The 23,450-nt window shown below is 62.3% G+C and carries 34 protein-coding genes and 1 tRNA gene; 14 read left to right on the top strand and 21 right to left on the bottom strand.

Features of this window, described 5'->3' with window-relative positions:
• Nucleotides 1-41: 41 nt before the first annotated feature.
• The 4 genes from P9273_RS03870 (at nt 42) to P9273_RS03855 (ending at nt 2,995) form a co-directional block, all read left to right on the top strand.
• Complete coding sequence (locus P9273_RS03870; RefSeq protein WP_278047697.1) at nt 42-638, top strand: TadE/TadG family type IV pilus assembly protein; 597 nt, start codon at nt 42-44, stop codon at nt 636-638.
• Nucleotides 635-1,798: an AAA family ATPase gene (locus P9273_RS03865; protein ID WP_278047696.1), complete on the top strand. Its 1,164-nt coding sequence runs from the start codon at nt 635-637 to the stop codon at nt 1,796-1,798. Before P9273_RS03870 ends, P9273_RS03865 begins: the two co-directional genes overlap by 4 nt.
• Before the next feature lie 79 nt (nt 1,799-1,877).
• Nucleotides 1,878-2,441, top strand: coding sequence for a L,D-transpeptidase (locus P9273_RS03860; protein ID WP_278047695.1), 564 nt, complete (start codon nt 1,878-1,880; stop codon nt 2,439-2,441).
• On the top strand, nt 2,438-2,995 hold the full coding sequence (locus P9273_RS03855) for a hypothetical protein (RefSeq protein WP_278047694.1): 558 nt from the start codon (nt 2,438-2,440) through the stop codon (nt 2,993-2,995). Before P9273_RS03860 ends, P9273_RS03855 begins: the two co-directional genes overlap by 4 nt.
• Nucleotides 2,996-3,013: 18 nt before the next feature.
• Here P9273_RS03855 and P9273_RS03850 read toward each other — a convergent pair whose 3' ends face one another.
• Nucleotides 3,014-3,547 carry a hypothetical protein gene (locus tag P9273_RS03850; protein ID WP_278047693.1) on the bottom strand — a complete coding sequence of 178 codons (534 nt, stop codon included), beginning with the start codon at nt 3,545-3,547 and terminating at the stop codon, nt 3,014-3,016.
• 209 nt (nt 3,548-3,756) lie between these two features.
• Between P9273_RS03850 and P9273_RS03845 the strand changes: the two genes are divergently transcribed.
• Together P9273_RS03845 and P9273_RS03840 are read left to right on the top strand one after the other, a co-directional pair.
• Nucleotides 3,757-4,467: a thermonuclease family protein gene (locus tag P9273_RS03845; protein ID WP_278047692.1), complete on the top strand. Its 711-nt coding sequence runs from the start codon at nt 3,757-3,759 to the stop codon at nt 4,465-4,467.
• A 333-nt stretch (nt 4,468-4,800) separates the two neighbouring features.
• Nucleotides 4,801-5,547, top strand: coding sequence for a GGDEF domain-containing protein (locus P9273_RS03840; RefSeq protein WP_278047691.1), 747 nt, complete (start codon nt 4,801-4,803; stop codon nt 5,545-5,547).
• A gap of 45 nt (nt 5,548-5,592) precedes the next feature.
• Here P9273_RS03840 and P9273_RS03835 read toward each other — a convergent pair.
• A tRNA-Thr gene (locus P9273_RS03835) sits at nt 5,593-5,667 on the bottom strand.
• A 342-nt stretch (nt 5,668-6,009) separates the two neighbouring features.
• Here P9273_RS03835 and P9273_RS03830 point away from each other — a divergent pair.
• Nucleotides 6,010-6,504 (top strand): DUF4145 domain-containing protein, encoded by a 495-nt coding sequence (locus P9273_RS03830; protein WP_278047690.1) that lies wholly within the window; start codon nt 6,010-6,012, stop codon nt 6,502-6,504.
• Between the two features lie 15 nt (nt 6,505-6,519).
• Here P9273_RS03830 and P9273_RS03825 read toward each other — a convergent pair whose 3' ends face one another.
• On the bottom strand, nt 6,520-6,852 hold the full coding sequence (locus P9273_RS03825; protein ID WP_278047689.1) for a hypothetical protein: 333 nt from the start codon (nt 6,850-6,852) through the stop codon (nt 6,520-6,522).
• Entirely contained in the window at nt 6,849-7,286 is a 438-nt protein-coding gene (locus P9273_RS03820) for a hypothetical protein (protein WP_278047688.1), read from the bottom strand. The genes P9273_RS03825 and P9273_RS03820 overlap by 4 nt, the downstream gene beginning before the upstream one ends.
• An 11-nt stretch (nt 7,287-7,297) precedes the next feature.
• Here P9273_RS03820 and P9273_RS03815 point away from each other — a divergent pair, with 11 nt between their 5' ends.
• Nucleotides 7,298-7,456 carry a hypothetical protein gene (locus P9273_RS03815; RefSeq protein WP_278047687.1) on the top strand — a complete coding sequence of 53 codons (159 nt, stop codon included), beginning with the start codon at nt 7,298-7,300 and terminating at the stop codon, nt 7,454-7,456.
• Nucleotides 7,457-7,469: 13 nt separating this feature from the next.
• Here the strand turns inward: P9273_RS03815 and P9273_RS03810 are convergent, their stop codons facing one another.
• Together P9273_RS03810 and P9273_RS03805 are read right to left on the bottom strand one after the other, a co-directional pair.
• On the bottom strand, nt 7,470-8,978 hold the full coding sequence (locus tag P9273_RS03810; RefSeq protein WP_278047686.1) for a P-loop ATPase, Sll1717 family: 1,509 nt from the start codon (nt 8,976-8,978) through the stop codon (nt 7,470-7,472).
• Between the two features lie 67 nt (nt 8,979-9,045).
• A complete protein-coding gene (locus P9273_RS03805; protein ID WP_278047685.1) occupies nt 9,046-9,279 on the bottom strand; it encodes a hypothetical protein in 234 nt (77 codons plus the stop codon).
• A gap of 163 nt (nt 9,280-9,442) precedes the next feature.
• On the opposite strand from P9273_RS03805, the gene P9273_RS03800 reads away from it, so the two are divergent.
• The gene (locus P9273_RS03800; RefSeq protein WP_278047684.1) at nt 9,443-9,706 is read left to right on the top strand and encodes a hypothetical protein; all 264 of its coding nucleotides are present in this window, start codon (nt 9,443-9,445) and stop codon (nt 9,704-9,706) included.
• A gap of 3 nt (nt 9,707-9,709) precedes the next feature.
• Here the strand turns inward: P9273_RS03800 and P9273_RS03795 are convergent, their stop codons facing one another.
• On the bottom strand, nt 9,710-10,588 hold the full coding sequence (locus P9273_RS03795) for an ATP-dependent DNA ligase (RefSeq protein WP_278047683.1): 879 nt from the start codon (nt 10,586-10,588) through the stop codon (nt 9,710-9,712).
• Nucleotides 10,589-10,680: 92 nt separating this feature from the next.
• Entirely contained in the window at nt 10,681-10,902 is a 222-nt protein-coding gene (locus P9273_RS03790; protein WP_278047682.1) for a DUF768 domain-containing protein, read from the bottom strand.
• A gap of 102 nt (nt 10,903-11,004) precedes the next feature.
• Here P9273_RS03790 and P9273_RS03785 point away from each other — a divergent pair, with 102 nt between their 5' ends.
• The 3 genes from P9273_RS03785 to P9273_RS03775 all read left to right on the top strand — a co-directional run bounded on the left by P9273_RS03785 (nt 11,005) and on the right by P9273_RS03775 (nt 12,017).
• Nucleotides 11,005-11,169 carry a hypothetical protein gene (locus tag P9273_RS03785; protein WP_278047681.1) on the top strand — a complete coding sequence of 55 codons (165 nt, stop codon included), beginning with the start codon at nt 11,005-11,007 and terminating at the stop codon, nt 11,167-11,169.
• 110 nt (nt 11,170-11,279) lie between these two features.
• Complete coding sequence (locus P9273_RS03780; protein ID WP_278047680.1) at nt 11,280-11,468, top strand: DUF3606 domain-containing protein; 189 nt, start codon at nt 11,280-11,282, stop codon at nt 11,466-11,468.
• Between the two features lie 72 nt (nt 11,469-11,540).
• Nucleotides 11,541-12,017 (top strand): MgtC/SapB family protein, encoded by a 477-nt coding sequence (locus P9273_RS03775; protein ID WP_278047679.1) that lies wholly within the window; start codon nt 11,541-11,543, stop codon nt 12,015-12,017.
• 28 nt (nt 12,018-12,045) lie between these two features.
• Here the strand turns inward: P9273_RS03775 and P9273_RS03770 are convergent, their stop codons facing one another.
• The gene (locus tag P9273_RS03770; RefSeq protein ID WP_278047678.1) at nt 12,046-12,483 is read right to left on the bottom strand and encodes a hypothetical protein; all 438 of its coding nucleotides are present in this window, start codon (nt 12,481-12,483) and stop codon (nt 12,046-12,048) included.
• Nucleotides 12,484-12,665: 182 nt separating this feature from the next.
• Between P9273_RS03770 and P9273_RS03765 the strand changes: the two genes are divergently transcribed.
• Nucleotides 12,666-13,166, top strand: coding sequence for a YkgB family protein (locus P9273_RS03765; protein ID WP_278047677.1), 501 nt, complete (start codon nt 12,666-12,668; stop codon nt 13,164-13,166).
• Between the two features lie 191 nt (nt 13,167-13,357).
• Here P9273_RS03765 and P9273_RS03760 read toward each other — a convergent pair whose 3' ends face one another.
• The 12 genes from P9273_RS03760 to P9273_RS03705 all read right to left on the bottom strand — a co-directional run bounded on the left by P9273_RS03760 (nt 13,358) and on the right by P9273_RS03705 (nt 23,170).
• On the bottom strand, nt 13,358-13,669 hold the full coding sequence (locus P9273_RS03760; protein ID WP_095783063.1) for a hypothetical protein: 312 nt from the start codon (nt 13,667-13,669) through the stop codon (nt 13,358-13,360).
• The gene (locus tag P9273_RS03755) at nt 13,666-13,854 is read right to left on the bottom strand and encodes a hypothetical protein (protein ID WP_278047676.1); all 189 of its coding nucleotides are present in this window, start codon (nt 13,852-13,854) and stop codon (nt 13,666-13,668) included. Before P9273_RS03755 ends, P9273_RS03760 begins: the two co-directional genes overlap by 4 nt.
• A gap of 4 nt (nt 13,855-13,858) precedes the next feature.
• Nucleotides 13,859-14,341, bottom strand: a complete 483-nt coding sequence (locus P9273_RS03750; RefSeq protein WP_278047675.1) for a hypothetical protein — start codon at nt 14,339-14,341, stop codon at nt 13,859-13,861.
• Nucleotides 14,338-15,108, bottom strand: coding sequence for a lysozyme (locus P9273_RS03745; protein ID WP_278047674.1), 771 nt, complete (start codon nt 15,106-15,108; stop codon nt 14,338-14,340). The genes P9273_RS03750 and P9273_RS03745 overlap by 4 nt, the downstream gene beginning before the upstream one ends.
• 62 nt (nt 15,109-15,170) lie before the next feature.
• Nucleotides 15,171-15,563 (bottom strand): hypothetical protein, encoded by a 393-nt coding sequence (locus P9273_RS03740; RefSeq protein WP_278047673.1) that lies wholly within the window; start codon nt 15,561-15,563, stop codon nt 15,171-15,173.
• 11 nt (nt 15,564-15,574) lie between these two features.
• Nucleotides 15,575-17,563: a hypothetical protein gene (locus P9273_RS03735; protein ID WP_278047672.1), complete on the bottom strand. Its 1,989-nt coding sequence runs from the start codon at nt 17,561-17,563 to the stop codon at nt 15,575-15,577.
• 59 nt (nt 17,564-17,622) lie between these two features.
• Entirely contained in the window at nt 17,623-19,098 is a 1,476-nt protein-coding gene (locus tag P9273_RS03730) for a glycine-rich domain-containing protein (protein ID WP_278047671.1), read from the bottom strand.
• 10 nt (nt 19,099-19,108) lie between these two features.
• Nucleotides 19,109-19,858: a DUF2612 domain-containing protein gene (locus P9273_RS03725; RefSeq protein ID WP_278047670.1), complete on the bottom strand. Its 750-nt coding sequence runs from the start codon at nt 19,856-19,858 to the stop codon at nt 19,109-19,111.
• Nucleotides 19,859-19,860: 2 nt separating this feature from the next.
• Nucleotides 19,861-21,297, bottom strand: coding sequence for a baseplate J/gp47 family protein (locus tag P9273_RS03720; protein WP_278047669.1), 1,437 nt, complete (start codon nt 21,295-21,297; stop codon nt 19,861-19,863).
• Between the two features lie 3 nt (nt 21,298-21,300).
• Entirely contained in the window at nt 21,301-21,651 is a 351-nt protein-coding gene (locus P9273_RS03715; protein ID WP_278047668.1) for a hypothetical protein, read from the bottom strand.
• Nucleotides 21,648-22,310 (bottom strand): hypothetical protein, encoded by a 663-nt coding sequence (locus P9273_RS03710; protein WP_278047667.1) that lies wholly within the window; start codon nt 22,308-22,310, stop codon nt 21,648-21,650. The genes P9273_RS03715 and P9273_RS03710 overlap by 4 nt, the downstream gene beginning before the upstream one ends.
• On the bottom strand, nt 22,307-23,170 hold the full coding sequence (locus tag P9273_RS03705; protein WP_278047666.1) for a baseplate hub protein: 864 nt from the start codon (nt 23,168-23,170) through the stop codon (nt 22,307-22,309). Before P9273_RS03705 ends, P9273_RS03710 begins: the two co-directional genes overlap by 4 nt.
• A gap of 34 nt (nt 23,171-23,204) precedes the next feature.
• Here P9273_RS03705 and P9273_RS03700 point away from each other — a divergent pair, with 34 nt between their 5' ends.
• The gene (locus P9273_RS03700) at nt 23,205-23,450 is read left to right on the top strand and encodes a hypothetical protein (protein ID WP_278047665.1); all 246 of its coding nucleotides are present in this window, start codon (nt 23,205-23,207) and stop codon (nt 23,448-23,450) included.

The raw sequence follows: 23,450 nt of genomic DNA, 5'->3' as shown, positions 1-23,450 counted from the left end.
CGATGATAAGGGGGTTCGCAAAATCCGAAGAGGGCGCGGCCATGGTCGAGATGACCATTGTCTCGACCCTTCTATTTGCATTGACGCTCGGCTTCGTCGACTTCGGCTATGCCTTTTACCAGTGGAACGCGGCAACCAAGGCCGTGCAGATAGGAGCGCGACTGGCATCCATATCGGATCCCGTTGCGGCCAATCTTGCGACGGCTGCACCAACGGCCAATCCTGGCGCGCCGGTCGTCGCCGACGCCTACGGTCCGTTCGTCTGCAGTTACACCGGTACCACCGGATCTTGCACCAACAACGGTGGATTCAGCGCTGCTGCCTTCAGCCGGATCTTCCGCGGCGACACGGCCAATACCAACGACGACGCATGTCCTGCACTGACCGGCATCCAGAGACCCGGAATGTGCCACTTCTTCTCGGGCCTGCTGCGCAGCAACGTCGTCGTCACCTATACGGCAACCGGGCTCGGCTATCAGACCCGCCTCGGTGGCCCAGTGCCGACGATCACGGTCAGTCTTCAGAACCGGACCTTCCAGTTCTTCTTCCTTCAGGGACTGATGGGCTTCGCGAACGTCAACATGCCCTCCATGCTGAGTACAGTCACGGGTGAAGATTTAAAGAGTACGTTCCCATGAACGCCATCGACACCAGAGTTCTCCCGACCAAGCGGAAACAGGTGGCCCTGTTTTCGTCCGATTCGAACTTCAAGCGCGATGTCACCACGCGGCTCGACGCGCTGGCGATCTATGACGTCAAGGTCTCGGACGCAGCGGAGTTCCTGAAGGGGCCGCCGGCCGACAGCCGGCCGGGCATCATCATCCTCGATCTCGGCAATGGCGAGCTGCTCGGCAATGCGGGAATCGTCGAGGCGCGCGCGGCCTGGGCTTCGGTGCCGCTGATCGCGATCTCGGACGAGCTCACCTCCGAGCAGACGCGCGTGCTGGTGCGCATGAACGCGTCCGACTGGCTGCACAAGCCGCTCGACGCCAAGGAGCTGCTCAACGCCGTCACCTTCCACGACACCGGCAACCAGGGCACCAAGAGCCGCATCATCACCTTCATTGCCGCGAGCGGCGGCGCCGGCGCCACCACGCTGGCGATCTCGGCGGCCGAGCACCTCGCCTCGAAATCGGCCGAGCGGGCGGCCGCGACCTGCCTCGTCGACCTCGATTTCCAGAGCGCCAATTGCGGCGCCTATCTCAACCAGTTCAACCAGTTCGACCTCTCCGGCATCATCGGCCAGCCGGACCGGCTCGATGTCGAGCTCATGGACGTCATCAAATTGTCGCGGCCGTCAGGCCTCACGCTCTACTCCTTCGAGCGGCCGCAACTGCCGTTCGAGCCGCAGGGGGCGGACTTCGTCTTCCGGCTGCTCGATCTCGTCGCCTACCGTTTCGACGACATCGTCATCGACCTGCCCAACATCGAGACGCCGTGGCACGATTCGGTGCTCAGGACGAGCGACGAGATCTTCATCGTCTTCGAGCTCAACGTCGCCTCGCTGAGGCAAGGCAAGCGGCTCTACAAGAAGATCCGCGAGCTGCGCGGCAATGGCGTCTCGATCACGCTGGTCGCCAACAAGCACAAGCGCAAATGGTTCGGCAACCACTTCTCGCGCAGCGAGCTGGAGAAGATCTTCAAGGCGCCGCACATCAAGTCGCTGGCGCTGGACAACGCGCTTCTGGCCGACGCGCTGAACCGCGCCATCCTGCCTTCCGAGGTGGACGGACGCGCGCGCTTCAACAAGGACCTAAAACGCATGTTCAAGGAGCGGCTGGACAATGCCCAGCGCTAAAGCAATTCCAGGAAAAATGCGAAGCGGTCAGGCTCGGGGACTTCGCCGTAGCCTTCCGTCCGGAATTGCGGCAAAGCAAATGCTTCGCACAGCCAGGTGTCTTGCCGCCGCCGGCCTGATCGGCATCGCGCTGGCGTCGGCCTGCGACGTGGCGATGGCCGGGTCGAGCCTACCTCCCCTGCCCGCGATGGGCCCAAGCCTGCGCAAGACGGTCGCCTTCCAGACCGACGAGCAACCCGGCACCATCATCATCCGTAAGAACGAGAAGGCGCTCTATCTGGTGACGGGCCAGGGCCAGGCGCTGCGCTACCAGATCAGCGTCGGCCGCGACGGCTTCGGCTGGACCGGAACGGTCAAGATCGCCTCCAAGACCGAATGGCCGGAATGGCGCCCGCCCAAGGAGATGCGCGCGCGCCAGCCGGAACTGCCGGCGATGGTGCCGGCCGGTCCCTACAATCCGCTCGGCGCGAGGGCGCTTTACCTGTCGCGCGACGGGCACGACACGCTCTATCGCATCCATGGCACCAACGATCCCAAGGGCGTCGGTTTCGACGGCACGTCCGGATGCTTCCGGCTGACGAACACCGATGTGATCGATCTCTTCAAACGCGTCGCGGTGGGCGCAAAGGTGGTGGTTGAATGACGATGATCAGCGAGCCGGACGTTCCGGCAATCGAACTCGTTCACCGGGAGGCCGCCCCGGGAACGCCCAGCCGGGCCAAGATGATCGGCGTCATCGCGGTCGGCGCGCTGCTTGTCACCGCCGTCAACGTGACGGCTGCGGTCTATCTCTATCGCGGCGTCAACGACCTCAAGACCATGGAGGCGCGGCTGGACCAACTCGGCCAGTTCGAGCAGCGCATCGGCGCCCGCATCGACACCGTCAACAACGGCTTCCAGAGCCGGTTCGAGACGCTGGACCGCCAGTTGCAGGCGAATTTCGGCCAGATCAACGGCAATATCGCCAAGCTGGAGCAAGGCCAGCCGGTCGCCGCCAGCGAGCCGGCGCCCGGCCCGACGGAGCCGTCCATGGCTGGCAACACCACGGTGGCGGACGCTTCAGCGGTCGATGAAAGCGTCGGCGCCGGAAACGGGGAGCCCTCGTTCAAGCGCAGGGTCGCGCCTCCCGGCTCCAATCCGTCCTATAAGCGTATCCAGCAGCCCGACGGCAAGGTCTATTACAAGAAGATCAACTGAGCCCGGTGGGCCGGCCGGTTAAAGATCGCGCTGCAGCGCAAGCACGCGGACCGCGCGAACTTCCGTGCGCTGTCTCGCCTCGCGCAGGAAAGCGACGTGGCAATAAGCGCAGGCCGCGAGACCGAGGCACAGCACCAGGCAGTTCTGCAAGCTTAGGTCGACCATCACCGAGAACTGAAGGCCATGGGGCGTGACGAAGGCGGCGATAGTGCTCGCCGTTTCCGCGTGGCTGCTCAGTGCCATCATGAGCCCGGCAAAAATCATGGCAGCGTGATTGGCGAGGAAAAAACCCCCGGACCATTTCGAGCGGCTGGCCATCCAGCAGGCGCCGATCGCAAAGACAATGATGGCAACGTCAAGCGCCATCGACCCGTCGAGATAGACATGCGCCTGCTGCCAGAACATGGTCGAGAACGGGCGCAGCTCGAGCCAGGCGTGCCACACAGCGGGGCTCGCCGGATAGAAGCCGAGAAGCAGCGCCGCCATCCGCTCCGCCGCCAGTAGAAGCAGCATCAGCGCCGGAAAGGCAAAAAGCAGTATCGGCTTGCGCATCGCGTCATCCCTTCGACATCCGACAGCCGATTCTAGGCGGCATTGGTTGCGCGACGCTTAACGCAACGCCTTGCTTTTCAAGGAATGTCGCTCATGTCTAATGTATGATCCGGTTCAACGGTCGGGGGCGGCGCCGTGTCGGCAGGAGCTAATGGTTCGGGCTCGGGCAGCATCATCGACCGCCGGCCCGATCCCGCGGAGTGCCACGCGTGAGCCAGACGAACCTGCCCGGTCGCCCCATGCTTGCGTCCGCGCTGGGCGGCGTCGGGCTGCTCGCAGGCATGGTGCTGATCGCGGAGGGCGGGCGCTGGCTGCCGCCAAACCCGCCTTCGGTTGCGCCGGTCCAGGGCGCCGGCGACCCGAAGCCGGCCCGGCCTACCCCGACGCATGACAGGCGACCAGGCCAGCCGGCGCGCAAGATCGCCGAGAACCTCATCGCGCCGCCGCCACTCGACCCATCCGGGATCGAGCGCATCGAGCCGCGCCCCCCACTTGGCGAACTCGGGCTTGCAACAACGCCGAAGACGCCGATGCCGCAGGATTGGCATGAGACGCTGCTCTTCCGTCCGGTCGCGACTTCCGCGGCGGTCTTCGAAGCCATGGGACGCACGGTCGCCATCAGCGGTACGGTCGACATAGACCCTGACAGGACCTGCACGGTCGACGACACCGCCTGGCCCTGCGGCCAGCGGGCGCGCGCCGCTTTCAACGCCTGGCTGCGCGGCTGGGCGCTCAAATGCCTCCTGCCGCCGGATGCCGACCGTTTCGCCATCGCCGCGCCCTGCGCCCTCGGCAAGCAGGATGTCGGCGCCTGGCTGGTTTCCAACGGCTGGGCGATGGCCGCGCCCACCGGTATTTACGGCAAGGCGGAAATGGTGGCGAGAAACGCCAGGATGGGCATCTTCGGCCCACCGCAATAGCGCTGCCCGCGGGAACGTCGGCAGCCGGTTCCGTCCCGGACCTTGCGTGAAAGCAGAATGGTCAGGGCGGTTCGGCACTTCTAGAGCGTTTCACCGTTTCACCGAAAGGGTGAAATGCTCTATCTCCTTGTTTTTACGCAATTCCGAACGGAAAACCGCTCACACTTTTCCTGGAATTGCTCTAAAACCTGGACCGGTCCAACGGCAGCCAGTGCGCCGCATCCGCCGCTTGCCATGGAGAAGATGCCGACTTGCATCAAATTGTACGCTTCCGTGAAACCGAAATCGTAACCGACCTCCTGTAAGCCGATGCGTCGAACAGGAGATTGGCCCTTGACCACGAAAACACCGACCGCGCCGGTTCAAACATGGAAGCAGCTCATCTTGCTGGCCGCGCTCGGCACTGCCGCCTGCGTCGGCCTTTCGCTCGCGCTCAACTACCTGCTGCTTTTCAGCGACAGCCTGACGCCGTTCGGCCGCGGGGCCGTTACGGCGATCATCGTGCCGATCGTCATCGGTCTGCCGCTGTTTGCCCTCATCGGCTGGCAACAGATCGAGATCCGCCGGTACCGCCAGGAACTCACCAGGTCCGGCACCTATGACCAGTTGACCGGCTGCCTGAACGGCAAGGTGTTCACCTCTATGGTCGACAGGAGAGCGGCGAGACCGGCCGGTCCGAGGTCGGGCGCTTTTCTGGTCATCCATCCTGAACATCTGGCATCGATCAACTTGCGTTTCGGTCTCGAATGGGGCGACGAAGCCTTGCGGCTGATCGCATCGGCCATCCAATCCGCGGTGCGCAAGGACGATTTGATCGGCCGGATCGGAACCTCGATGTTCGGCGTCTTCCTCCCGGGCGCGAGCGAAGAGGACGCCAAGGACGTCGGCGAGCGCATTCGCGGCACGGTCGGCGAGATCTATTTCGCGCCGAAAGGCGACAAGGACGTGCTTGCGATCAAAGTCGGCGGTGTCATTTTCGAGCGTGAGCTGGATTTCGAGGACATGTTCCGCTTCGCGGAGGAAGGCCTGGCCGAGGCCACGGACGAAGCCGGCCTGCGGCTGTCGCATGTCACCAACTGAGCCGGCGCGATCGCCGGAGGGGCTCATTTCGGTGCTTCGGAAAGCTGGTGCTGCGAGAGAGGATTGAACTCTCGACCTCTCCCTTACCAAGGGAGTGCTCTACCACTGAGCTACCGCAGCCGACGGGCGTCTGAATAACCGCAGACGCCTTGAATTGCAAGGCGTTGCGGCCGCCTTTAACACCCTGCGCCGTTTTGGCCCGTTGTTTCCAATGTGGTTCCAAACGGGCTCGGCACGTGCTCCAGCCTACACCGGTTTGCCGAGAGCTACACCGTTTTTGTTGCCAGATTGTTGCCAGTCTGGATGCGAATTGAAATAGAGCCCCGTACAGAGGTTTTTCGCACCCCGCCCTTCACTCACTACCTGCGGAGGCCTCCGCGCGCGTCCTTGCCCCGTCCCCGTGGCGAATGGATGTGGTGGTGGGGTTTGCCAATCCCACATTTTCACAGCTACGCTGGCGCAATGACAGATGACGAGAAGAAAAGCCACGGTCAGCCGACGGTGGAAAGTCCGATGGACGGTCTAGAAAAGCAGCTCCGTGACATGGGCGATCGCGCTGTCATCGGGAGAGTTCTGACCGAGGCAGCATGGCTCGAAGGGATACTCACAAGGGTCCTCCAGGCCCACATGCCAGAAAAATCCAACAATGTGCTGGAGTCGCTCTATGAGAACGGCCCGCTATCGACCTTCTCCCACAAGATCAAGATAGCCCGAGCCTTCGGCTTCATTCCGCCGGCCTTAGCCGCCGAAATTCATAAGATACGAGCAATCAGGAACAGGTTCGCGCATACCGACGATCACCTCACGTTCAAAAACGGGGAGATCGTCAAAATGGTTGCAAAGCTTGATGCGGCCCAAGCCGCTAGACCCGGTGACGCTGAGGATGCGTGGGCCGGCGCAGTTATCGATATAGCCGACCAACTGATCAAGCTGTGGCGCAGGAGGGTTAATGGGTGAAAGGCCCAACCGACGCTACTCGCCCTTTGCCTTCGCGTAGTCGTTCCGCTGGCGCGGCCACTTCGAGAATGGGTCGGCCAAGGTGTGGTGGATGAAGCCGACGTTCTTGTCGTTGCGCCCAGCCTCGCGACAACGGGGGCAATAGATGACCTCGCGCAGGGCGGCCTCACCGGACGAATAGTTCATGCCGCGGCGACGCGCGATGCTCACCAGGTTGAGCCGGCCGGTGTGTCCACAGCCATAGGTGTGGCAATGAACGCTGATTTCCTCGCCCATGGCGAGGGTCTTGCCGACCGTATCGATCACCAGCGGATAGGTGATCTCGGGTAGCTTGAAGGGGAAACTCATGGCCGTTCTCGCCAAATTGGGATGCGTTGGACCTTGAACCCGATGAGCTGCCGGATCACCAGGCCGACCGCTTCCCGGCCTGTAGGTGCAAAAGCCTCGATATCGAGCCGGCCGTGATCCCGGCCGCCGCTCTCGCAAACCATCCGCTCGGCAAGCGAGTCGACATCGACATCGCCAAAGATCTGGATGAGGTCGGAAGGCTGATAGTTGTGGAAGCGCTTGCAATAGCGACAGCGCACGCGCACCAGGCGCATGGTGTCATTGAGGGCGGACAGCGGGTAATCGCGTCCCTTTGGGCTATAGGTCTCCGGCATCAGAACAAAAAAGGAACAAATTCCTTGATCGTCAAGGCAGTCTGTGGAATCTTTTTTCAGCTGAGGGGAGATGTCACATGCCGCTGCGCTATGCTGTCGAGACGTGCCCGAACAACCCAACGGTGCTCCACATGAAGCTGAACGAAGCCGCCGACAATGGCGGTCGTGTCCTTAACGTCATCTGGCAGCCGGAACACGACGCAATTGATCACCAGACCGACTACGACCCGCGCATGAGGGTCGACGCCGGCTACGTGATTATCCTGGAGTATTTCGAACCCGAACCATGAACAACGCCCGAGCTTAGTTCTCTTCCTCGTCCGCTTCGGCGCGGCCCTGCACCATTTTCAACGCGTCCCGGTAAAGGAAAGGAACCCAATAGGAGGTCTGCTCTCTGGTTCCGCGTTCCTCGAATATGCCGAGTTCAACCAGTCGCGCGGCCTTCGTTGCCGCTGCCGACCGGCTCATGCCCCACAGCTCGGCGAGACTCTCCGGCGTCTGTTCCGTCCGCTGCCCTTCCAGCTTGGCGACATAGTCTTTTTCGTTGGGATATTCTGCATAGAGGTAGGTGTGCAATCTGGCGTCAGAAACCACTGGCAAGGCAGCCTTGAAAACGCTCCTGTCGAATAGTTGGTCGCCGTCAGGGGCGGGACGGCCCCGTTCTAATTGCTTTATCTCTTCGTCCAGGATGCTTCGGAGCAGATGGATGAGTTCGCGGGGCGCAGTCCTTTTTGTACCATCGGCGCACCGGCTGACCAGCCATTTGAATGTCGGCGACTTTTGTGGTCCTTGCTCAACTTGCTGGGGGAAAAATCGGTAGAAAAGCTCTTCCTGAAGGGATGCGTCCTTGAGGATTTGTTCCTTATCGAGACCGAATTCCTTCACGAGAACGTCGTTTTTCAAAATGCGCCTAACAACTAGGTTCAGAAGGGTCGATTGGTTCCAGTCGAGGACAACATACTTCGTTATATGGCTGGCCTCGCGCATCCCCGTGGCGCCGATACGTTTCCAAATGTCTTCGCGGAGGAAAATCTTGAGAGAAATTTGAGGGTGAGCCCGAATGTCCCCGTAAGCGCGAATAAGTGCGCGGAGCGCGTTTTCTTCGAGTTGGTGGTTGTCTTGGAAGGCTACGTCCAATCGATCGAGAAGGATCCAGACGTTGAGTCTGTTTCCTGCTAAAACCGCATCCACAACCTCGATAAGGTGATCAACTGTAATATACCCTTTCAACTTCTGATCTTTAGACGGCTCCCGGAGAACGATTTTCCCCCCATACGTGTGAGCACCTGTATTCGGATCAATCGTCAACTCCCCTTGAAATGCCTCGGCCTTCACAATGCGTCGCGCGAGGTCTTGAGCAGCACGCAGCAGGCTGCGCAGATTCAATTGCTTTTCAAGTAGTCCAGCTTCTTCTAAAGGGTCATAGATTTCATTGATTCTGTCGTGTTTAACGTCGAACTCGCGAAGCTGCTGGGCAACCAGGGTCACGATGTAAAGCTTCCAAAGGGTAACAAACTCTGTCTCAGAAGTTGGCGGGTCAGCCGCCAAATCTTTGAACACGGTCTGGCCTCTGGTCGCTTCGGCTGGAACTAGCAATATCGACTTGTCGAAAAAATCGTCGGCCTTACTCATCAAGAGCGCATAGATAGCGCTCTTGCCTCCACCCTTTTCACCTCGGACAATATCAATCTTCCCCGCTACAATCCTGTCCCATTGGTTGGTTTCAACAAAGTAGTCGGCAAGCTCATTCACCTCGTCTTCGGCGACCTGCTCGCCGAATGACACTTGCTTGAGAAGTTCAACTCGATTCATCGCGGCCCACGTCTTTCAACTAAATGTTGCCGCTTGCTATACCCGATCGTCACTTCGGCGGATAGCTTCAGAGTCGAACTTCTGGCGTGCGGACCGCGCCTTCGTCCAGTTCCGCCTCGAGTTGCTCGCTCACCGGCTTCGGTTCGCTGCCCAGCGGCACTCCGTCGAAGCCTTGGAGCCACGCTTCCGCATGCTCGGTCCAGTATTCCGGCACCGAGCGTTCCTTGCCGTCCTTGCGGGCCTGCTGGCCATACATCCAGGCATAGGTGACGCGCTCCTGGTCCTTTTTGGCGACGGCCATCGTTATTCTCCTCTCGAACCCGTTGCGCTGAAGATACCGCTCCGGTCTGGACAGGCAACGCCGGATCGATTATCGGGAAAATCATGAAGCATCTGCTGCAGGCTTTCCTCTTTACCACCGGTCGCTGACACGCGCCCATGGCCGGCGCGCGCCGGCGACCTGAATGAGCCCTTCCCTTCATTCAGCCGTGGTAGACCAGATGCGAGCCCTCACCCGCAAAGACAAAAAAGCCGAATACGACTATATGCGCGCCATCGAGAACGTGGGCGAGCAGCCAGGCTATTACAATCCGAACATGCCCGGGATCCTCCGGGGCTTGAAGGAGCGCACTATCCGGCGGGTTCCAAATCCCCATGCGGACTATTTCGAGTTGACTGACGCCGGCCGCGGGATCTTCGCCAACATCAAGCGCATCAAGGCGATGTAGGTCTCAGCGCTCTCTGAAATCCAGCATTGATGCGTGGCGTAGTTTCGCCTCACCCCTCAGCGTCTTCACGCGCGCCAGGATGCCAGGCCTCACCCATTCCACACCGTTCACGACCGCAGTCGGCATGCCAGCGGGTTGCTTCGCCCTCGCCTCCTCGACCCGCCGCCATAACCGTTCCTTGATGGAACGGTTTGCGTTGATCATTGCGCCGCCGGCATATTTGCCATCACGGGCCATCAGCGCGACGGCAGGCTTGCCGGGCTCCCGCCTGATGCCAAGCAGCTCGAACTCGCCGATGTCCCAGCATTTCGCCTTCACCCAGGCTTCGGTCTTGCCGCCCCGATAGAGGCTCTCACGTCGCTTCGAGACGATCCCCTCGAGTCCCATCTTGTCGACGGCCCCGAAGAAATCGGCGCCGTTGCCCTCGACGTGCACGCTATACTGGATGATGCCGTCGGCCGGCTTCACCAGCTTCCAGAGCCGCGCCTTCCGCTCCACCAGCGGCAGCGCGCGAAGGTCCTCACCGTCGAGGTGCAGCAGGTCAAACGACACGAAGGTCAGCAGCTCGGCGTTCCACTTCATTCGAGAATGCATGGCATGGAAGTTCGGCTTGCCGTCAGCATCGAGCGCGGTCATCTCGCCGTCGATGATGAAGGACGTCGCGGGAAGCATTTCTGCCGCCTGGATGGCTGGCCAATATCGCTTTGACCAGTCGTGGCCATGCCGCGAGAAGGCGCGGGCGCCGGCCCAATCGAGGACGAGCTGGGTCCGAAAACCATCGTATTTGATCTCGTGGAGCCAGTCGTCACTGACCGGCGGCTCCGCAACTTGCACCGGCTCCATCGGCTTGATGAACTTCAACCGCTCTGAGGCGTTACGCATGCACATACCCAACAACCGCGATTCAAGCCGCGTAAGGCTGATCGGTTCCGGGCATTTTAGCGAATTTGTATGTAATATGCGTTATTCGCGGACTACCCCGCCAAGCTTCCTTCGCGGTTCTCCATCGCTTCGAAGATCACTTCGAAGACGCTGTCGACTTCCTCGTTGATCTCCGCGGCCGGGATGCCTTCTCGCTCAGCCGCTTTCATCAGTTCGTCGGCCTGGTCGCTCACGGCGACGGGATCATCAGTCATCGCATTTGGCAGGTGCTCTGCCACCCATCGGTCGACGAAGTTGATGCCGCGTGTGCTCATTGAGGATGAATCGCGCAGACTCAACTATGTTCCCGAGCCAGCAGCACCCGCCGGTTCGATGACTAAGTCTTGTCCCGCAGCCTTTGCGAGCAGCCGTGCCAGATGCAGTTCGTGAAGGTCTTGCATGCTTTCGAGAAGCGCCAAAAAATCGAGGGCGCCGTCGGTCGACAATCCGTCACGCTCCAGCTGGGCTATGCGATCGCGCTGTTGCGCGAGGTGATGTCGACCCAGCCGGACATGCCCTCGTACCATGCGGATATCGTCTGAAAGCGTCATTTCGGGAAACGGCCGGGCGGTCGAGACGTTCCGCGGCCGAACGCCCACGAGCGGGAACAAGGCGGCAACAGCCGTGTTTCTCCCCCTCAGGAGGAACCGACATGGCAGACGACAAGAGCAAGCGCGACTTCCGCGACCGCGATCGGGTTTCGGCCGATGAAGACTATGAGGTTGAGTATTTCGCCCAGAAGGTCGGACTGACACCCGAGCAGGTGCGCGATCTGATCAGGAAGCACGGGAACGCCCGCGAAACCCTGGAGCGAGAGGCGAAGGCCTTAGGGCGGCGCTGACAATGACGCGGCACTAGGTCGGAAGCGGAGCCCCTCAGCCCGCACCATCGTCTTCCAGTCGAGAGGTTACTCATGGACCAGCTTGTCGAAGGTTTCGGGCAGAAGACTTGGCTGCCATTCTCGGTGATTTCAGCCAGGCTGTTGCTGGCCGCAATACTCGGCTCACTGGTCGGACTAGAACGCGAATGGCGTGATCGGCCGGCCGGACTGCGAACTCACATCCTGGTCTGCCTGGCAACTGCCTTGATCGCCGTCCTTGCCATTGAAATAACTCACATGCATGTCTTCGATGGCCAAGAGGTGGCGATCGACCCGATAAGGCTCATTGAAGCAACCACCGCCGGGGTCGCATTCCTTGCCGCAGGCATAGTTTTCTTTTCGAAAGGCGAAGTTCAAGGTCTGACCACCGGCGCAGGAATGTGGCTCGCGGGAGCTATCGGGTTGGCAGTGGGCCTTGGGTTCTGGCAGATCGGAGTGCTTGGCACGGTCTTAGCGCTGATCGTGTTAGGGCTTTTGCAGGCTGTGCAGGTCACCCCGAAGGACAAATGAGCCCTCTGAGAGAGGCAAACCGTAATCTTCAGCCATCGTCTTCCGGTATCAACTCCAGCTCTGTTGGGGGAATGCCTGCCCGCAATTGGCTCAGCCGCAATTCATCGACCCAATAGACCTCGCCCTCGACCAGCACCCGAGCTTCGTACGTGCCGCCTGCGAAGCGCTGCGCGGTGATGTAGATCTTGTGGCGGTCGAGTGCTTTGCGAACGGCGGCGCGCTTTGCATTCTGGCTAGAGACGGAACGGGCCATGGTTAAACGCGGAACTCTCGACGCAACACGGCGAGTCAATTTCGCAGGGCTGGGATGGTTCCGAGCGCCGCGATAGAGCCGCCCCGCTACGGCGTTTTGTGTCTCGTCGCTGACCACCAGTTGCTCGGCTTTCATCGAGGACCGGAGTAGTGGCCGACCGGTCACGTCGCAGACCGTGCAAACAAGATCGTCATCTCCGCCGAGCTTACACATGATGTCCAGTGCCTTTCATCTAAGTTAGGTCGAGGGCGGACGTGTTTTTCGCAGCCGGGACTGTAACGAAACTGCGGGGCGCAACGAAGTTGGCGGTGGGGTCACTGGACCTGGCGCTTGGCACCCGTGCGTCAGGGAAGGGCTCCTTGTTATTCCTGGATTGCTTGGCAGAGGACAAAAGCATGCATAGAGAATTCAACGTCGCCGAGAAAGGGGTTGGATCTTACTGGCCGCTCGCCCTTCTCAGGTGGGTCATGGTTCTGATCTTCGTGTCGTTCGGGATCCAGAAATTCACGCCGCAGTCAGCGAACGGTATCGCCCAATTCATCTCAAACAGCCCGTTCGTTTTTTGGCTCCAGATTTTCGGCCTCAGGGGCGAGGCCTATCTGCTGGGCTGCATCGAGTTATTCACGGCTCTTCTTCTGGCATTAGGCGCGTTTGTGCCCATTCTGTCAGCTTTGGGCGCCTTGATCGGGGTAGGAACCTTTCTGATCACCTGGTCATTTTTCTTCACGACCCCTGGGGTCGTGGTCTGGAGCATCTCAACGGACCCGATAGCGTGGAACCTTGCCGGTGAATTCCTCTACAAGGACATCGTCCTCCTGAGTGTTTGTCTGGTGTTGTTCATTGCCTCTCTTCCAGCGAGTTTTGTTCGGCTTCGAGACAAGGGTAAAGCTATTTAGCTCTGGCTCATCAACCGCCCAAACGCAAAAAAGTCCCCCACCGGCCGACGCCGATGGGGAAGACTGGATGTGATGAGCAGGGAATTACAGGGTGAGCGCCTGTGCTATCTGCAGGTAGAGCAGCACCCCGAGAGCCCCGGCCAAGAGGAAAATGAGACCGGTCAGAACTTCGGAAGCGGTGCGCGGCAGCCTCACAGCTTGGATCCCTTCAACTGGTCGATGATCTGGGTCAACGCCAGCAACAACCCCGCAACCGTCAAAATGATCCACATCGATGTGGAGCCCAGCCAGCGCAGCCGGGTCCAGAGCTTCACCACCGCGAACCCCGCCTGGAAGTGATCCTCGTCCATGTCGAGGAAATCATCGAGCCGATCTCGCTGTTCGGGCTTGAGGCGACCGGCCCAGATAAGGGCTTCACGCTGCTTGCTGTCGAGGCGATCGAGCCAGAGGATGGTTTCCGGGTCGAGTTCGCGAAGACGTTGAGGCACTGCACCACCGCTCATTTCACGAGCGCCTTGATGGTGTCGCCCTTGGCGTGGTCGAGGCGTTTGCAATCGCCAAGCGACGCCCGATCTTTCGCCCAAAGCAGGATCGCCTGATCATATGGAATGAAGGTGTGCGGGACATCGACGACACCTCGGCATTCCTGCATCACACTCGGATCGACGTGAGCGGTAGGCTTCGGCACCAGGTTATCGACCGATGGCGTCGAGGCGCTCTGACACCCCTGCAGAGATGCCATCAGGCTTGCAGCCAGAAGGGTTCGTCGAAACGGGCGGTGCATTGTCTTGGTCCTTCTGCGCGCGCACCAGGTCGGCGATGCGGCCGGCGTCGCTATGCTGTTTGTCGATGTAGGCTTGTGCCGCGGCATCGATGTCCTGTTGCCGCGTTTTGGTGTCGGCCGCCTGGGCGATGGCGGCGAGCTTGATCTTCTCCTCCCAAATCGCGTCCTCGGCCTTTTGGCCGGCGGCATACGCGCGATCGACGCGACCGCCGACGAGGCCTGTCAGCTCCGGACCGAGATAGGGAATGTCACGCAGCGGCCCGAGCGGCAGGCCCTCGTAGAAGAGGATGATGCCGCCAGCGACAACCAGCGGCAGGCCGACGCGGCTGGTGCAGAAAGTCCAGACCGGGCCGAGGACTGCCAGAACCGGCGCGAGGAAAGCGAGCATCATCGACTTGCGCCGATCATGCAAAGCGCCTTTTCCTGCTGGCGCCGTTCCCAAAGGCTGCGCAGCACCCTATGGCCGGCCTCATCGAACCAGGTCAGCGCCTGACAGCCGCCGACGACGTCACCAGCGTTGAGGCGGCGCGTTGCGGTGCTCTTGCCCGCGCCGGCAGGACCGACGTTGAACGCCAGCGAGGTGTAGGCCGCGTCGCGCGTGGCAGGCAGGCGCACGTCGATCGTCGCCGGCGTAAAATATCGGTGTAGGCCGGTGCGGTGCGAGGCGACGTCCTGGCGCAACATGTCGAGCGCCTGCTGGTGCGTGATCACCATGCCCATGTGCACACCGGCGGTATGGCCAAAGCCGATAGTCGGGACGCCAACGGAGTCCCTGTAGGCGACCAGCTTCTCGCCCTCCTTCTTGGCGATGAACGGCACGGCGATATCGAGCGTCTGTGCCTCGGTCGCCGGACTGCCACCCAAGGGGCTTGCGCCGGAGGGCCATGCGAGCAGGAGCGCCAAAGCGAAGGCGATCGCCGCCACGGCAATGATGCGAACCCATTCCTTCCATGGCGACAGTCCCTGCTGATAGACCCGGCCAACAATGCCGGCGAGCAGCAGGAGCACGCCAAGCCACCATGCGACGTTTGGGTCGTAGTCCTGTCCGGTCACGCGATACCAGAGCTCCGGCAGGACGAGCACGGCGAGGCCGAACACCTGCATCCAGAAACTCAGGGACAACAGCACCACGCGGCGCACGTCAGCGACGAGACGCATAACACTTCCTTTCCGCCCGGGAGGGCAGCTTGATCAGAATGAGAACGGGGACTCGAGCAGGGTCAGAGCAGAGCGGCCGCCGTGAAAAACGCGTCGATCTGATCGGAGGTGTAGCCAAGTGCGGCGAAACCGGTTTCCATCATCGGCTCGCTGCGGACGAAGCTCCCGCTGTATTCGTAGGCGTCTTGCACCTCGACGGGCTGCGTTCCGATCCAGGCGGTGACCTGCGCGCGCAGCCCAGCAACGCTTAGCTGGAGGTGGAATTGCCGGGCCGACACGCTCTCCGGCACAACGGCAGCCGGCGCTGGCGGAGCGCTGAACACGCCATTGCTGTAAGTGCCGCCGATGTAGCCCGGCTGCACGAGCGGGACAATCGTGAAGCCGTCGAGCGTGAAGGTCGGGTCGCCCTCGATGATGTTGACGACGTCGGTGCCTTCGATGACTGCCAGTTGCATGGATGCGATCCTTATTTGAACTCGAGGATGAGAACGACGCCGGGCGCTCCGGCACCGCCAGCGCCGGAGCTGTACGAACCGCCGCCGCCGGCGGCGCCGAATGCCTGCGCGGCCGCGCCAGCGTTGTGGCCGCCGGCGGTCTGGCCGCCCGCGCCGCCGCCGCCCCAGAAGCTGGCGCCGCCCTCGCCGCCTTGGGAGTTGCCGGTCGCATTAGTGCCTGAGCCGCCGTCGCCGCCACCAATGTTAAGCGTGCCTGTGCTGCTCGGGGCGCCGCCGCGACCACCAATGTTCTGAGAGGCTGCGGCAGAGCCGCCGTTCGCGGTGACAGTGCCGAACGCGGATGATCCACCTGAGGTGCCGGCAGCGCCGCCCGAGCCGATCGTAACGGTCTGTGCCGAGACACCGTTCATGAAAAAGATGGTCGTGCCACCAGCACCGCCGCCGCTTTCACTGCCGCTGCCCGTGCCGGTCGTGCCGCCAGCGCCGCCTCCAGTCACGAAGACGATTGCGCGGGTTGCGCCTGCCGTCGGCGTATAGGTGCCCGAGGCAGTCTTCACTTGGACGTTGACAAGCGTTCCGGCAGCGGCGGCCGCCGCAGCCGCAGCCGCAAATGCCGTGGTGGCGATCTGCGCGCTGCTCGTGCCGGCACCTGCAGTCGGCGCGGTGGGGACGCCGCTGAGGGCCGGGCTCACCAGCGTCTTGTTGGAGAGCGACTGCGCCGAGGACAGGTCAGTGACGATCGTCGTGTCGATCGCGAATTGCGTGCCCGCCAGGGTGAGGCCGTTGCCGGCTGTGTAGGAACCGACGCCCGCCGTCTGGGCGAACGTGATTGGGTCAGTGCCAATGACCGGGTTTTCCTTGGCATTCTGTGTCCAGGTCGTGGCGCCTTGCGTCGCTCCACCTGTCACGAATGTTTGGTCGCCAAGATCGATGTCGGCCGAGAGATTGTAGTAGGTCGCACGCGTCAGCACGAAAGGCGCGCCCGCGCTACCGGTCGCCGTGACGGTGTAGATGCCGTTCTGGAACGATGAGGCCTGGTTCTTGACCAGGACCACGTCGTTGAGGTTCGCGGCTACGCCATCGACCGTCAAAGCACCGTTGGCAGAGGCGGTGAGCGTGGCGCCGACGCCGGATGCTCCGTTGGCATAGGTGACCGCCGGCAGCGCGGCGGTCGTGGCCAGCCTGGTCGCGGGCAGCGTCGTGGTGGCAAAGATCGCTGCCTGCACATAGGCCGTCGTTGCCAGCTTGGTCGAATTGTCGCCGGGTGTCTGCGTGACGGCGGTCGAGGCCGAGGCAAGGGCAACGGTCGGGTTCGTGGCGAAGACAAGCGAACCGCTACCGGTCTCGTCGACCATCGCCGCGGCGAGCTGCGCGCTCGTGCCGCCGGCAAAAAAGGCGAGCATGTTCGCGGCAAGGCCCGAGACGTCGCTGATTGCAGGCTGCGCGAACGTCGGGTTGCCGCTGGTATCAACACCCGTCCCGAACTGGTGTGGAGGAGCCGCCGCAGATTTCACGCCACCAAGTGCCACGGGCTGCGGCGTGGGTAGATCAGCCCCGATCAGCGCTCGGAATGCGGGCACGCCGCTCCCGAAGGCTGGAGTAGCCAGGATGAGGTTTGGGAGCTGCGATGCGAGCGAGATCCCGCTGTCGGCAAGGGCGGTGCCGCCGGTCGTGGAGAAAACGGGAATGTCGCCCACCACGGAGTTCGAGGGCCCGACGATGGTGCCGTTGGCGATCGGTCCGATCGTTTTCCCGCCGATCTGGAAGAAGAGCCCAAAGATGGTCATCCAGATCTGGCCGTCGACCGGCACTCCCGGAGCAGCGCCAGGAGGGATGCTGAACCCAGCGCCGTCGGCCGTGGAGGCCTGGGTGTTGAGCGGCCCTTGCATCGTGTCGCCGCCCCGGTTCACCGGGGTATAACCGAGCGCGTCCTGCTTCTGCGAGAACAGGTAGCTCCACTGGCCAGCGGTCAGGACGTTGCCGTAGCTGAAGGGATTCATTTGTCCCAATCCGAATGTGTGTGAGTGGTCGGCTTACGAGAAGGGCGACGATGCCGCGATCAGTCGAATTCGAAGATGACGACCACACCGTTGCCCCCGGCCCCGCCCGCGCCGCCGCCGTCGCCACCACCGCCGCCGCCGCCGAGAGAGCCCGGGCCGCCGGGTACCTGGACGCCGGTCGAAGGCGTTGCGCCCCCATAGCCGCCGCCGCCCCAGAACGAGGTGCCCCCGCAACCGCCTTCATGGCCTGAACCAGGCGAGCCGCCACCGCCGTGGACCAAGAGTGTTCCGGCGGTTCCGGTGCCCACCCCTTGCGCGCCCGCTCCGTAGGAGTTGGTGCCGCTGGAAGAGCCGCCAAGGCCACCGCTAGCGACGGCAAGAGCGCCGAAAGAGGTGGTTCCTCCGGAACCGCCAATCAGATCGTTGCCGCTTGAGGGATTTGGGACACCACCGGCGCCGATGGTGACGGTCTGCTGAGACACGGGACCGAAATAGACAGCCGTTCCACCGGCGCTTCCGCCGCCGCCAGTGAAGCCGTTTGAAGTTGCATTACCGCCACCTGCGCCACCTGCGCCCGTCGCAAAGACGAGCATGCTCTTGGCACCGACCGTCGGCGTGTATGTGCCGCTCGCCGTCATGACGCGCATGGCCTTCATCGCGCCAGGGAGAATTGCGGCGAGCGCCGAGAGCGTGACTTCACGGTCCGCGCCGTCCGCCACCACGTGCAGCGGTAGGCTGTCGTTCAAGGAAAGTGCGCCGGTGGGTGCCGGCAAACTCGTGATGCTCAGCGAAAGGACCTGCTGATCAGTCGCGGCAAGGCCCGCGTTGGCGGCCACGGTCACAGCCGGGTTGAGCAGACGGAACGACGTCGTCGCGTTGTTGAACTCGAGGATGCCCGTTGCACTGGCCGGCCATTGCTTTGGCGTCAGCGCGGTGCCGTCCATGTTGACGATAGGATGGGTGCCCAGCCCATCAATGTTGCCCGTCATGGCGCCGTTGTTGTCGAATGCGGCCTTCTGGACGACGAAGATCTGGCCATCGACATAAGCGCTCGGCGCCGGCAGGACCGCGGCGGTGCAGACATTGGCCGAGCCTGTGTCGGTACCAACCATGATCGGCGCGGATGCGGCTCCGATGTTGACCCAATTCGCGCCGCCCGTATCGGGATCGGACGTATTGTCGTCGGCCGTGCTCAGCCAAACGACGCCAGTCGCCGCGCCGGCCAGCAACGCGCTCTTGGGATACCCGCCGATCGCTGCCGAAAAGGCCGGATCGTAGGGAACCAGACCGCCTGCATTCTGCCACTGCGACCATTGCGTGATCTGCTGCAGAATGCCGTTCATGTCCTGGCCGAATGGCGGCACGCCGCCCGACCCGACCGGCAGGAAGTTGAGTGGTGGAAAGCCGTCGGTCAGGGAGGCCGCGCCATTCACAATCCCGATCTGGGAGCCGAGCGGGATGGAGCGGATATAGCTCGGGCTCGCCGAAGCTCCCCAAGCGACGGGGAACTTGGCAGGCAAGGCGGAAAGCTTCATGGAGTGATCCTTAGATGATGACGACGGACGCCTTGACGCCGGTCGGCTTCGGCAAGACGCCGGAGTTCTGGACGATCGCGAGTTCGACAGGGGTGAGCTGGAACGCGAAGGTGTAGGTCATCGTCATCGTCTGGATCGACGAGCCCGCGTAGAACGATGCCTGGTTGAAGCCGACGGAGTTCAGCGACTCCTCGAACCCGAACCATGTCCCGTAGTTGCCGCCCTCGGTAACGTAGGCGTTGCCTCTGTTGGGGAAGAGGCTGAGCAGGATCTGGTTGATCGCGGGGATCGACCCGTTAGTGATGTTGGCCGCCGCCTTGGCGAAAATGAGCCGGCGGTATGCCTCGTCCGACAGCGCGAAATTCGAGGTCAGCGGAGCGCCGGAATAGAACGCGCCTTGCCCGAACGGATCGGCTCCTGGCCTCGCCTCATCGAACCCGAACCAGTCCCCGGTCGTGACCTGCAAGACCCGGCTGACGCCGACGATGCGGCCCCAGACGTCGAGCCCATAGCCCTGCGCCGTGTCGACGTTCCAGATGTAGTCGAAGAACGCATCGAAGTTGGCCGTCTGGTCGAGATACGAGAAGATGTTCCCGATCAGCTGCGTCAGCGTGGGCGCATTCGCATACTGGCTGATGACAGTGCGCCAGACGTCGAAAGGCGGGAAATCGCCGATGGGGCTGATGCCAATCGCGAATTGGCCAAAGCCGTTCGGTATCCCGGCCGGCGGCCTGGGATAGGGAGGTCCTGTGTCTTCCATGATCAGGTCAGGGTGACGGAGATGTCATTGGGGGAGATTGTCGGCACCTGGTCGATGTTGACGTCGATGTCGAAGCGATTGGGGATCGCGGCCGTCATGGTCTCGATCGACACATTCTTGTTGTTGGAGACGACATAGGTACCGGTGCCGCCGGTGCCGGTGCCGAGCGCCGTGATGGTGGTGCCGACAGTCAGCGCGCCGGTGGTGTCGGAAATAGTCTGGCCGACCGCCAATGCACCCGAAGCAACGGCGGAGACCGTCAGTATGGTTCCGGCGATCTGGCCGGTGAAGACGGCGCTCGGGTTGTTGTTCGAGCCAACCTCGATCGAGATGATCTGCGCCCACGAGCCAAGGGCGGCGACGGGCGCGTAGAAGCGGCTCGCAAACAGCGTGGTGCCGATTTTCGCGCGCGGGCCACCATCGCCGCCGGCAAAGGCGCTGACGATGGCATTCTGGATTTGCGTCGCGGCATCGGCGGGGACGAGATGCGTGTTGACGATGTTGACCGCGAACAGGATCGCCAACGGATCGGGGATCTCGAAGCTCACCCGATAGGCAGGGTACGGCGGGACATAGCCGGGGCTCTGGTCGTAGACTGTGACCGTCGTATTGCCGTTGTAGGCGCAGCCGGGCGCTTTGCGCGACCAGATGGCTTGCGCGACGTCGTCGGCGTCGCCGCCGACCACCGCGACATAGAGCGAGTTCGGGTAGATCGAGACGCCGCCAATGGTCTGGACGTCATTGCTGGCGTTCTCTGTCACGAACGCATCAATGACATTCGGCACCGCCAGCACCGCTCCCAGGACCGACGGAAGCGAGCCCTGCGAGTTCAGTGCGACGGAGGCAGCACGGCGCGCCTCGAATGCAGATCGGCTCTCGACGTTGTTGCCCAGCACGCCGTCATCCGGGTTCGTGATCGAATCCCAGCCAGGGATGGCTCGGTAAATCTGGTCGAGGCTTCCGGCAGGGCATGGGATCGGGCCGACCACCAGGCACTCGAATGGCAAGGTGACGCTGCCACCCGCGCCAATGACGCCGTCCTCGGTGCACAGATACTGGTTGCCATCCTCGGCAATCGCCAGCGAGCCGGCTGGAATTGCGACGCCCGGCAGGCCATTGCAGAGCGCCTGCACGACCGTCGGCTGAGCCGGGTTTCGCTCGATGAAGTAGATTCGCGCGATCGCATCCTGCATGCGCCCGGTTGCATAGGCGGGATCCACCTGGTTGGTGAAATACAGGAACGTCGAGTTGACCTCGTCGATCACTGCCGTTTCGCTGCTGGCGAGCTGCCCTTGCGGCGTGTTCAGCGCGGGATTGAGGACACCGCCAAAAGCTTCGTTGATGTCCTCGGTAACGCCGGCAAGGACCTCCGCGGCCGACGGGATCAGGAACCCCGTGTCCGTCCACTGCGGCGGGGGAACGTTGGTAGTGTCGGCCATGTGCTAGAAGCCTGCTGCGGTGATGTTGCCCGCCTCGTCCGTCACCTGCACCTGGCCGGTGACAGCGCGATCGGTCCAGGACTGGATGAAGGTCTGCGCCGAGAAGACGCCCGGCACCGTCAGCGCCGCGCGATTGAAGTACGCCTTCATGAGCGAGACCGGCGGCGCCTTGCCCAGGATCTGGTCGAAGTAGGGAATGCCCTGGGTGGTGTCGTAGTAGAGCTCACCCGCGAACAGCCGGATCGCGCTCGCCGCGTCCTGAGCCAGCGAATAGGGCTCGTCGGCAACGGCGATGTTGCCCGACGCGTCGGCCACCAAATCCCAGGTGTCGGTGTCGAGAAGCAGCGTCTTCATGTTCCCGGCTCCGGTGGGCCCGACGTGCCGCCGCCGGGCTGGACGTTGGTGTGACGGTGGTTGAGAACGCTGATGTTCTCGCCGCCGGCGCCGGCGATGACATCGCCCGTCACGCGCAGCTGCGCGGTGGTGATGGTGATGGAGCCGGCCGCAAACTCGATGATCTGGCCGTTCTTGTCGAAGAGCTTGATGCCGCCCTCGGTGAACTGGACGGCCTGGTCCTGGTTGGCCGGATTGGCGATGGCCCCCTGATAGATGCCGTCCGACATGTTGCCACGCCGGAAGCTGCCCGGGTTCGACTGCGCTCCGCCATTGGCTTTCAGCGCCGAGATATCGCGGTCCGAGATCGTCATGTGGCCGATGTCGCCGACCTTCGGATCGTTGATGATGCCGTTGGTGCCGCCCTGGTTGCGCATCGTGGCGATGCCATAGATGACGCCGTGGGGCGTCTGGTTGCCCTGCCCGTCGGTCTGATTGATCAGCGGCATCACATCCACGGTGGGCGGCGCGCCGATGCCGCCGCCATGCACAGCGACAACCTTGACCGGGATGCCTGTGCGTGCCTGCGCCAGCTCCTGGCGGATGAGGAAGCGCAGCCGATTGATCTCAGCCGTGTCGTCCGACGTGGTCTGCTGACCGAAATAGCCCTGGCTGCTCATGCCGGCGCCGAGGCATCAACAGCGATGCATTCGAGGAGCATGAACCACTTTCCGTGGGGCATCATTGCCTCCAACTGATACTCGAGGCGGTTGACCTTCCATGTGCCGTTGGCTGGGGTCAGGTCGCTCTGGATTTGCACCTTGCCCTGATACTTCACGGCCGGATTGTAGAGCGCGCGGACCAGCACGAAGGCCTGCTGGAAGAACGGGTAGCCGACCATGCCGGTCTCTGCCGAAATCAGAACCGTGTCGCTGTTTCGCGCCTTGCCGGGTGGCGTGATGACCATCGTGCCGCGATCGATGCCAACGTCGAAGCCGCCGTCGCGCGCAATCGCCAGCATCTGCGTCCATGCCGTGCCCGGATAGTAGGGGTTGGCGAACTTCACCTTGACCCCGGCATCCTCGAACGCCAGGCCCATCTGCCCCGCGAGAGATTTCATCATCTGCGAGGCGTCGCCGGATCCCTTGATGCTCAGCGGCGGGATCGGCTTTGCGGCATGGAAGACGCCAGGGAGCGAGCTGATCCGGAAGCACACATCCGGCATCGCCTGCGCGTCGACGTAGGCATAGACGATGGCGCCGGTCCACACGACGTTTTGGCCGGTCTCCTCGTCGCCAGCGAGCACCGAAATGCCGTTCTTGTACATCTGGAGATACTGTGAACCGACGGTGGATAGCTGGTTCATCAGAGCCAGCGGCAGGCCCCAGATCGAAATTTCCGCTTGCCCGGAGCCCTGCCCGGCGTTGACGATGTTGCAGGCGACGCGCAAACCGGAGACTTCTGCGGTGTTGCCGCCGCCTTCAAACTGTCCATTGGCGAGTTCGAACTCGACGGAAATTCGCTTCTGGCTGAATGCCATCCGACCACCGCCTCACATGAAGAAAGTTACGACCATGCCCAAAGTCCTTGCCGCCGCGACCGCTGCCCTCCTGCTTTTCACCGTCGCGCCGGCGCTGGCGAAGCCGAACAAGGCTGCGCTCGAGAAGACCTATCTCGACCTGAATGAGCAGTGCCGCGGCGGATCGGGCGATGATCCCGACACCATCAAGGCGTGCGACCAGCGCGAGGCGGTGGCGGCGCAGTTGAAGCAGCTCCACGCGTGCTTTGTCGGCGACCGGTTCAAACGCTGCCGAAGCTGA

Origin of the sequence: Mesorhizobium sp. WSM4935 (assembly GCF_029625735.1) — a bacterium.
Classification (GTDB): Bacteria; Pseudomonadota; Alphaproteobacteria; order Rhizobiales; family Rhizobiaceae; genus Mesorhizobium.
The sequence above is the reverse complement of the archived record's forward strand: the minus strand, read 5'-3'. Positions and strand labels throughout refer to the sequence as shown.